Below are 642 nucleotides of genomic sequence, written 5' to 3'. Positions count from 1 at the left end.
CAGGCAGGAGTTCACCTGGGCACTGGCCATCGGCATGGTGTAGGTCATGTCCTTGAGCTTGTGGCCACCGCGAATGGTCATCGGTGGACGACCTTCGGCAGCGGTTTCGATCACGGCGCCCATTTCTCGCAGAGGATTAGCCACGCGATTCATCGGACGCTTGGACAGCGAAGCGTCGCCGGTCAAGGTGCTGTCGAAGTTCTGCGCCGCCAGCAGGCCGGAGAGCAGACGCATCGAGGTGCCGGAGTTGCCCAGATAGATCGGGCCCGGCGCAGGCTTCAGGCCGTGCAGACCAACACCGTGGATAGTCACGCGGCCGTGGTGCGGGCCTTCGATGACCACGCCCATGTCGCGGAATGCCTGCAAGGTCGCCAAGGCATCTTCGCCCTCAAGGAAGCCTTCGACTTCGGTGACGCCTTCGGCCAGCGAGCCGAGCATGATCGAACGGTGGGAAATCGATTTGTCACCCGGTACGCGAATCCGACCGGACAGGCGGCCACCAGGTTGAGCCAGGAAGATCAGATCGTTGGAATTCATAGCGTCCACATAGGCCCTGCGGGCCAGGATTTTACTGAAATGCTCGCGGGCAACCCGGGCGCGCGTGAAAACGCCCAACAATTGGTGCCCATCCCCTGCATCGAC

Annotated in this window: 1 pseudogene; it reads right to left on the bottom strand. The window is 62.1% G+C overall.

What is annotated here, in order from left to right:
- Positions 1-642: pseudogene (locus tag J5M71_RS26390) on the bottom strand (bifunctional prephenate dehydrogenase/3-phosphoshikimate 1-carboxyvinyltransferase); the annotation flags it as partial.

The sequence above is a fragment of the Pseudomonas sp. 43(2021) genome (assembly GCF_017490805.1).
Lineage (GTDB): Bacteria > Pseudomonadota > Gammaproteobacteria > Pseudomonadales > Pseudomonadaceae > Aquipseudomonas.
The sequence above is the reverse complement of the archived record's forward strand: the minus strand, read 5'-3'. Positions and strand labels throughout refer to the sequence as shown.